General features: G+C 39.6%; 8 protein-coding genes. 3 read left to right on the top strand and 5 right to left on the bottom strand.

Annotated features, from left to right (window positions below):
* Positions 1 to 153: 153 nt before the first annotated feature.
* The 3 genes from QZT73_RS06430 to QZT73_RS06420 form a co-directional block, all read right to left on the bottom strand.
* Positions 154 to 987, bottom strand: coding sequence for a fumarylacetoacetate hydrolase family protein (locus QZT73_RS06430; RefSeq protein ID WP_291783308.1), 834 nt, complete (start codon positions 985 to 987; stop codon positions 154 to 156).
* Positions 988 to 1,052: 65 nt separating this feature from the next.
* On the bottom strand, positions 1,053 to 3,245 hold the full coding sequence (locus QZT73_RS06425; protein ID WP_291787258.1) for a tetratricopeptide repeat-containing sensor histidine kinase: 2,193 nt from the start codon (positions 3,243 to 3,245) through the stop codon (positions 1,053 to 1,055).
* A gap of 56 nt (positions 3,246 to 3,301) precedes the next feature.
* A complete protein-coding gene (locus QZT73_RS06420) occupies positions 3,302 to 3,952 on the bottom strand; it encodes a hypothetical protein (protein ID WP_291787255.1) in 651 nt (216 codons plus the stop codon).
* 171 nt (positions 3,953 to 4,123) lie between these two features.
* On the opposite strand from QZT73_RS06420, the gene QZT73_RS06415 reads away from it, so the two are divergent.
* Both QZT73_RS06415 and QZT73_RS06410 read left to right on the top strand, forming a co-directional pair.
* Positions 4,124 to 5,086, top strand: a complete 963-nt coding sequence (locus QZT73_RS06415; RefSeq protein WP_291787252.1) for an NAD(P)-dependent alcohol dehydrogenase — start codon at positions 4,124 to 4,126, stop codon at positions 5,084 to 5,086.
* Between the two features lie 29 nt (positions 5,087 to 5,115).
* Entirely contained in the window at positions 5,116 to 5,670 is a 555-nt protein-coding gene (locus QZT73_RS06410; protein WP_291782967.1) for a methyltransferase domain-containing protein, read from the top strand.
* A 49-nt stretch (positions 5,671 to 5,719) separates the two neighbouring features.
* Here QZT73_RS06410 and QZT73_RS06405 read toward each other — a convergent pair whose 3' ends face one another.
* A complete protein-coding gene (locus QZT73_RS06405; protein WP_291787250.1) occupies positions 5,720 to 6,631 on the bottom strand; it encodes an NAD-dependent epimerase/dehydratase family protein in 912 nt (303 codons plus the stop codon).
* 153 nt (positions 6,632 to 6,784) lie between these two features.
* Between QZT73_RS06405 and QZT73_RS06400 the strand changes: the two genes are divergently transcribed.
* Positions 6,785 to 7,504 carry a hypothetical protein gene (locus QZT73_RS06400; protein WP_291782973.1) on the top strand — a complete coding sequence of 240 codons (720 nt, stop codon included), beginning with the start codon at positions 6,785 to 6,787 and terminating at the stop codon, positions 7,502 to 7,504.
* 53 nt (positions 7,505 to 7,557) lie between these two features.
* On the opposite strand, the gene QZT73_RS06395 is transcribed toward QZT73_RS06400, so the two are convergent.
* Positions 7,558 to 8,610: amidohydrolase family protein (locus QZT73_RS06395; RefSeq protein ID WP_291787247.1), on the bottom strand; the 1,053-nt coding region annotated here is incomplete at its 5' end.

The raw sequence follows: 8,610 nt of genomic DNA, 5'->3' as shown, positions 1-8,610 counted from the left end.
GGTAATGACAGTTATTGAAACGTCATGCTGAGCGGAGCTTGCGGAGTCGAAGCATCTCCCATATGATAGGAGACCCTTCGCTTCACTCAGGGTGACGGTTACTGTAGTCTGTCAATGGTAGTTTTTAAAAGTACTGCATACCAAGCATTACCCTTATGGAGCTAAACCCACCTGATTGCTCAATTTGCCGATACTATCGATTTCGATATGAACCCAATCTCCTTCTTTTAAGGTGAAGTTATCACCTGGAACCAGACATGTACCTGTCATCAGATAAACTCCATTGGGAAAGCTCATCTCCCGTGTGAGGTACTCGGTCAATTCAGCATGCGTCCTTTTCATTTGATTGATGGATATCCTCCCCTCAAATACTGTTTTCCAAGTTCGCTCAATATGCATATGAATGCTGGCATCAGAATCAATGGGCCTTTCAGGTACCCAAAGGCAGGGACCGATGGATGCGGAATAATCATAACATTTTGCCTGGGGTAGATACAATGGATTTTCACCCTCAATGTCTCTCGAACTCATATCATTCCCTACAGTATAACCGACTATTTCTTTGTGATTATTGATAAAAAGAGTGAGTTCAGGTTCTGGTACATTCCATTTGGAATCTTTTCTGATATGTACTTTTCCACCAGGATCTGCAACTCGGTAGTGGGCGGATTTGAAAAAAAGCTCGGGTCTTTCGGCATCGTAAACTTTCGAGTAAAAGACAGCCGCCCCACTTTCTTTGGATTCTTCCATTCTTGCCTCCCTGCTACGCATATAGGTCACCCCGGCAGCCCAAATTTCCTGGGTACCTATAGGAGCTTTTAATTCCTTGGGTTCCCAATTTACTTCATTCCAAGGGTTTAATTCACCTAGAAGGGTTTTATAGAGGTTTTTTTGGTTGACCAATTGGTCCCAATCTCTGGTCTGTGCAAGGTAGTGCTTGCCCTCATGTGCGATGATAATATCGTTTGCTGATTTGAATAATTTCATGGGAAAAGGTTGGATAGGTTCGAGTCTCAAAGTACTAAAAAATCAAAACATTTCAAGCCAACAATTTATTCTAAAGCTGAATCAAGTAGAATTTCACTGTAATCAGGAATTGTTTCCAATGATTTTTTCATGGAAATATAAAAAGTACATCCTTTCCCAAGTTCACTTTCTACCCAGATCTTCCCCCCGTTTTCTTCAATATAAAGCTGACTCAAATTAAGCCCCAGTCCTGTCCCTTGTTCCCCTGAAGTTCCTCTTTTACTTTCCGCTAAACCTTTTTGAAATAGCTGCTGTGCTTCAACCTCATTCATACCAATTCCATCATCTTTCACAGAAACGGTCACTATATCCCCTTCTTCCTGTGCATTCAAAATGATATTCCCCTTTGTTTGACTGTACTTAATGGCATTGCTCAATATATTTCTCAGTACAAGCTCTAAGTGATTGGGGTCAATTAGTACCTGAAGGCCCTCTGGGATTTTATTTTTTAGGTTCAATTGTTTTTGTCCGATTAATGTAGAAAAAAAACCGCGGAGTTCCTCCACCTTCTGATAAAGCGCTGTCGGGATAGGCTCTGTTTTCACCATTTTCATTTCTCCCATGGACCATCTCAATAGATTGTTGAGGGTTTCCATGATGGCCCCAACATTCTTGTACAGTTCAGGAGCCATTTCCTTGAATTCCCGGTCTTCAATTTGATCCTTTCGGTAAAGTCCTAAAAGCATATACAAACTGGCAATTGGACCTCTCAGGTCATGACCGATAATACCGAATAATTTTGATTTGACCTGATTGGCGCTTTCCAATTCAGAGGTTTTGATTTCCAACAGCTGCTTGGCTTTTTTCTGTTTTCTGTAATTGATGAAAATAATGCCGGAAATGAGTAAAATTCCAAAAAAAGCCAAAATCAACAGTCTTTTCTGGAAGTTTTGTTTTTGGATTTCTTTTTCGTTTTCCAAATCCAGCGCCTTTTGCTCGGCTTGGATCACGGCAAGCTTTTTGTCATATTCATATTCTGCCTCAATCCTAGCAGTTTTTCTTTCGATTTCCTGATTGAATACACTGTCTGCATAGATTTGGTAAAGTTGGGTATGCATCAATGCCAAACGGAAATCTTTTAGCGCTTCATAATTGTTACTGATTAGGGAATTGAGATCCCTCAGTTCTGTTTTTGAATTCAAATCCTTGGCCAGTGCAATGCCTTCCTGGGCATAACGAAGGGAAATATCGTAATTCCCCAAAGAGTAATGGATATTGGAAAGGCTGGTAATGCTTAAAAGCATGCCCCGCTTGTTTCCAATTTCATTGTCAATTTTTTGGGACTGTAAAAAAAGTGCCAGCGCTTTTTCTGTCTGGCCCAATTCCTCATACACGGTGGCCATATTGTTCATGGCTGCCGAGATTCCTTCCTTTTCCCCCATTTTTTCGGAAATACGCAGGGAACGCTCTAAAGATTCCATGGCAAAGGTAGCTTTTCCAAGCCTTTGGTAGAGACTGCCGATGTTGTTGAGTGTGGTTGCCATGCCTTGTTCGTCACCGGCAATTTCTTTGAGGATTATCGACTTCTTGTAATAGCCCAAAGCTTCCTCTAGCTTTTCCTGCTTTTCATAGATCAGGGCAATATTATTATACACAAAGGATATTCCGGCCGAATCCATTAATGCTTCAGAAATCCTCAGCGCCTTGAAATTGAATTCCAAAGCCGCGATGTAATTATCCCTGTAGTAATGAATGGAAGCTATGTTTTTAAGCGTGGAAGCAATACCTTTTTGGTCATCTATGCGTTCTTTGATTTCCAGGGATTTTTCATAAAAATCCAATGCTTCTCTATATTCTCCAAGCCTATTGAAAACATTGGCCAGGTTATTATAACTAGTGGCCAAACCCTTAGCATCAGGGATTTTTTCTCTTTGTTCAATAGATTGATTGTAATAGTCTATGGCATTATCTGTTTCCCCCAGGAAATAAGAAATGTTCCCCATATTGTGCAGGCATTCCCCATACTTGCTCAGGTTATTTTTATTTAAAAAATTTTCTGCTGCTTCTTTATGGTATTGCAAAGAGGCTTGAAAGTCACGGGAATGATAAAAACTCATGGCAATCTCAAATTGTAGATCGGCAATCGTTTCCAAAGATTCGGGGCTTTGCTTTTTGAGCTGATTTAATGCCCTTAACAATGAATCTGTTTGTCCCAGTACTTTTAAGTCGGGTAAAATCAGAAAGCATAGCAAAAAAAAGATGTTTATTCTGTTCGGCATTATAGGGCGACTTTGAGGCAAAATTAAGCAAACAAAAATAATAAGACTTTAAAAAGTTAAGCGGTGGCTGATACAATTTTTAAAATTTGACCTGGAAATTCATAATTGACCCCATTATCTAAAATGATAATAACATTAAAAACAAGTTGCAAAGGAGCACCAGGCTCTTGATTGAATTTCAAATAAAATCTTTCATCTTTTTGAAAACGGTGTTTATTTTTAGCAAAACTTTCTATTGAATATTCTTGCTGGAAATTTGTAGTAGCAACAAATAGATGAGTTATGTCATCTCCTTCATCCAAGTAGATGTTTGGTGTTAATTCTAAGGGATTTTTGTTTATTATTTTTAGCCCCGCCAATGTTTCCAATGAAAATGCTTCTCTGGGGCTACAGGATGCTAAGGCACGAGGTACAAATAGAGATATTCCATCAAAATTCTGTGATGTTTCATTAATTGGCCTTAAACCTGAAACCCAAATGCCTGTATATAAAGTTTGATAAAAGTAAAACCTTTCTGGGTCAATTGGTTGATTATTGTCTGACCTGTATAATGTTTCAATAGATAATTGTGTGACCGAAAAGTCTTCTACTTCAAAAACAGGAGAACAGCCACAGGGACCATCACATTGTTGGTATACACAGGAAGTGATTGGTATTACCCCCATCAATACCGAGAAAAAAAGAAAACCCATTAATTTTTGTCTCATTTTATGATCCTAATACGTGTAAGAAATGGAGTTGATAAGGTCTTAACTTTATTTTTCAAATGAAAGTTATTAAAAATTGAATAAAGTATATTTATCTTCTCGATTTAAGCGGAAAACACTTTGCACTCAGTTTCTTCTTAAATTTTTGGATGAAAGATACTCTATTACAAAATGAAAGCAGTAGTTCGTTATCAATATGGTAATTTCAATCAGGTCAGGATTGAAAATATGCCTAAACCCAAACTAAAATCAAATGATGTTATGATTCGGGTTTATGCGACTACTGTGAATAGAACTGATTGTGGGGTGCTTACCGGCTCTCCTTATATTTTCCGTTTTTTTGTCGGCTGGCCAAAACCTAGGACACCGATTTTGGGAACTGACTTTGCAGGAATAGTGGAAGGTGTGGGGGAAAAGGTCACGAAGTTTAAAGTGGGGGATAAGGTTTGGGGTTTTGATGATAACGGTTTGCCTTCCCAAGCTGAATATTTGGTTTATCATGAAGACAAAAATATATTGCCCATTCCAGATGGGCTTTCCTTTAAGGAAGCAGCAGCATGCGCCGAAGGGACACATTATGCAGTGAATTTCCTTAAATATGTCAAATTAGGTCCTGAATCTAAGGTGTTGGTCAACGGAGCCACAGGAGGCATTGGCTCTGCTTTGGTTCAATTGCTGAAATACCAAGGAGTAAAAGTGACTGCAACAGCAAATACCAAAAACATGGAGTTGATCCAGTCTTTAGGAATAGACAAGGTAATTGATTATGAAAAGGAGGATTTTACCAAGCTTGGAGAGGAATTTGATGTTATTTTTGATGCCGTTGGCAAGAGTACTTTTAGGAAATGTAAAGCCATATTGAACAAAAATGGATGTTATTTATCCTCAGAATTGGGAGATGGTATTGAAAACTTGTATTTGCCTTTGATCACGAAGTTGAAAGGTGGTAAGCGTGTGTTATTTCCTTTGCCCACGGATATCAAGGGAAGTATGGCGGTCATTCAAAAAATGGTGATGGAGGGGAAATTCCGGCCAATTATTGAAAAAAGTTTTTCGATTGAACAAGCAAGGGAAGCTTACCAATACGTTGCCGCTGGGCAAAAAACAGGAAATGTAGTGTTTGAAATTAGTTAGGTTAAACCTATTTAAATAATTGAAATTCAATGGGTAATAAATTGAAAGTCGTGTTTTTTCTAAGCTTTTTTCCTTGGGTCCTTTCCGATATCAAAGCCCAGGATACCTTGGCCACCTTTGCCGACCTGGTTCCTTTTGTCACTACGCCATGGGAAGTAATAGAGGAAATGATGGATATGGCAAAGGTCACCAAGGATGATTTTATTATTGATCTGGGCTCAGGGGATGGAAGAATACCGATTTTGGCTGCCAAAAAATACGGTACCAAAGGCTTGGGAATCGAAATTGATAAAGACCTTGTTCAGGAAGCTTTTGAACTGGCGAAAAGGGAAGGGGTAGACCATTTGGTTGACTTTAAGCAAGGGGACTTGTTTGAATTGGATTTCAGTAAGGCCACAGTACTTACCTTGTACCTTTTTCCGGACATCAATCTGAAATTGAGGCCAAAAATTTGGGAAATGCCTTCGGGTACAAGGGTGATTTCACATCGCTTTGATATGGGGGATTGGGAGCCACAAGAGACCAGAGTCATAGCGTTACCGGATGGAAAAAAACATCAGATATTTTTGTGGGTAATTCCTTAACATTGAATAAAGTGTTTAATTCATTTTTTACTTATTACACCCAAAGGCTCTATAGACACTTTATCAAACCTTCCTCAATCGGTGTTGCTTTTAGTCCAAATGTTGATTCAATTTTGCTGGAATCAAAGCAATAATCCTGATCCAATTGATACCTGAGTTCTTTTATCTCTTTCAGGATGGGTATAAAGAGGCCTAATATTGCAACCATAAAACCAGGTAAAACTGCTACTTGATTAGAAGTTCCCAATTGTTGTGAAAGGATATTCACTACCTCTTGACCTGTAGGATATTCGCTTGAGGTTGGCAGGTGCCAAACCTGGTTCCAAGCCGATTCCTTTTGGGCCAGAAAGGCAGTAGCAAATGCAGCATCTGGTATATAAGTAAATGAATGTTTTTTGTCTTTGTTGTAAAGCCACTGCGCTTTTTTACCAGCTTTCATCCGGTTGATAACTGATTCATTTAGAAAACTTTGGCTTGCATTTGGACCATAAAAATCAGCTGCCCTAACAATCATTCCGGTCAACTGCTCCTGTTCAATTGCTTCCAAGAGCATTTTGGCTATATGGGCCCTGACTTTTCCTTTTCTGCTTTTTGGATTTATAGGGCTGTCTTCCTTTAAGTTCCCAACAACATTTGGATCGTAGCAATACATATTATCAAAAAACACCAATTTGGCTTTTTCGGCTTTACATGCGTTGATGACATTTTTCATGATGATGGGCCATTGCTCTTCCCAGAGGGCTGTTTTATACGTGATGCCCACTACCAAGTATACAATTTCTGAACCTTTTACGGCAGCCAATACCTCTTCCGCTTTGAGTAGGTCTGCTTTAAAGAGTTGGTCCGTAGTATTGATTTTTTGAGGTTTTCGGCTTACCACCCTGATATTGGAAGTATAGGCTGTCAATTCTTTGGCAAGCGCTGTACCAATATTACCAGTAGAACCTAATATCGTGTGCATTTTTTCGATAATCATATTCTATTTTTACACTAACAATATACTTAAAAAAATCAGGCTTGTCAAAAACATAATCTCACATAAATTTGGCGTAATAATTGTGACAGATGTTTTTTGTTGAAATAAGTTTTAAATGTTTTATATATATAATTTGTCATGATGAAAAGGCGATTTTTTCACCTTTCTATTTTTATAGTAGGTATTTTTTTTTCCTGTGAGGAAAAACAACAACCAAGATTAGGTTCAGGTCTTGACTTTTCCAGTTCCACAATAGTGGAAGATGGGCAAGGAAGTCAATATACCATTGGATTTGATCAAGTGAGTAATATCAATCAAGATCCATTTATCCATAAAAAGAATGCTGCAGGCGAAACGGTTTGGAGAATCCGGTATGAAGAAACCCCTGTAGATGGGAGAGGGATACTTTTGGGATGGTTTGAGGGAAGATTATTTGCGGTTTTTTCAGTGGATGGAGGGAGTACCGCATCAACTTATATCAATGCCCATCAGGTGAGGGCAGGGTCATTTACTAATGTTTTCCAGTCCGGCTATGAAAGGGGAGGAGGTCCAAAAGTCAGTGTGGTTTGTGAAATCGATCCCAATAATGGACAAATTATCAGGGGAACATTTTTAACAGCCCGCTTGAATAATGGCAATACCAATACCTTAAATGTTAGAAAAATAAGTTATAGAAATGGAATTTTATATCTAAAGGCGAATTCGGCAGCCTGGCCTCCAGGCACGGGAACCCGCTATGTCAGGATGCCGGATATCGACGACAGTGATCGGATAGACAATGCTTTTTGGCTGTATTATGAAATGAAGGATGATTTTTCAGAAATCATAAAGGCGGAGTTGTTAAGGGAGAGGTTTTGAATGGAAAAGTCCAGTCAGATTATAAAAACCTGACTGAACTTTTTGATATAGATCTATTCTGATTTAAAGATAATTTTTCCTCCTACTATGGTCATAGCCACTTTAGTGTTGAGGATTTCGTTTTCAGGTACTTCCATAAGATTCCTATCGAATACAGTGAAATCAGCAGCTTTTCCCACTTCGATTGAACCTTTGAAATCTTCCTCAAATTCTGCATAAGCGCCATCAAGGGTATAAGACTTCAAAGCCTGCTCTCTGGTCATCTTTTGATCAGGCTCAAAGCCACCTTCGGGTGTCATTTTGAGGGTTTTTCTGGTTACTGAAGCAAAAAATGAAGGTACAGGATCCAAAGGCTCCACAGGTGCATCTGTGCCATTGGAAATAACGGCTCCGGATTGCAGTAATTTTTGCCATACATAAGCACCATCTTTGATCCTTTTGGCACCTAATCGGCCAATGGCCCAAGGCCTGTCCGAACTGAGGTGGATGGCTTGAATGGCTGCGATAACACCCATTTCTCCAAATCTGCTGATATCGTCCGGGTGCAAATGCTGTGCATGTTCCACCCTAAACCTATGGTCATTGACTTCAGGGAATTTGGCAAATGCAGCCTCATACCTATCCAAAACCTCCCTGTTGGTCCTGTCTCCTATGGCATGGGAACATACCTGAAAACCCAATTCCAATCCTTTCTCAGAAACTTCGCTTACCAATGCGATGGGCATTGTTTCATGGCCCCTGTGACTTGGCTTGTCTTCGTAATCTTCCAACAACCAAGCACCCCAAGGACCCAATGCCCCATCCATATTGAGTTTGATGGATCGAACGGTAACCATATGGTCAGGATCTATATGAGGGCCTTTTTTGTACCAAGCCTGCAATAATTCAGGTTTCCTACTGCTAAGCATAACATACATCCGCGCAGTCAGTCGGTCCTGCTCTTTGAATTGCTCCAAGAGATCTATGAAATTTTGGTCCTCTCCGGCATCATGAAAAGAGGTAATCCCTTTTTCAGCCAATTCCTGCAAAGCAAGTTCAAGGGCTTTTTCCCTTCTTTCAGGGGTATCCTCAGGTATCAGCCTTCTTACCAGCCCTGATGCTGTTTC

This window comes from Cecembia sp. (assembly GCF_007126775.1).
Taxonomy (GTDB): domain Bacteria; phylum Bacteroidota; class Bacteroidia; order Cytophagales; family Cyclobacteriaceae; genus Cecembia.
This window is presented reverse-complemented; position numbering and strand designations above follow the sequence as displayed.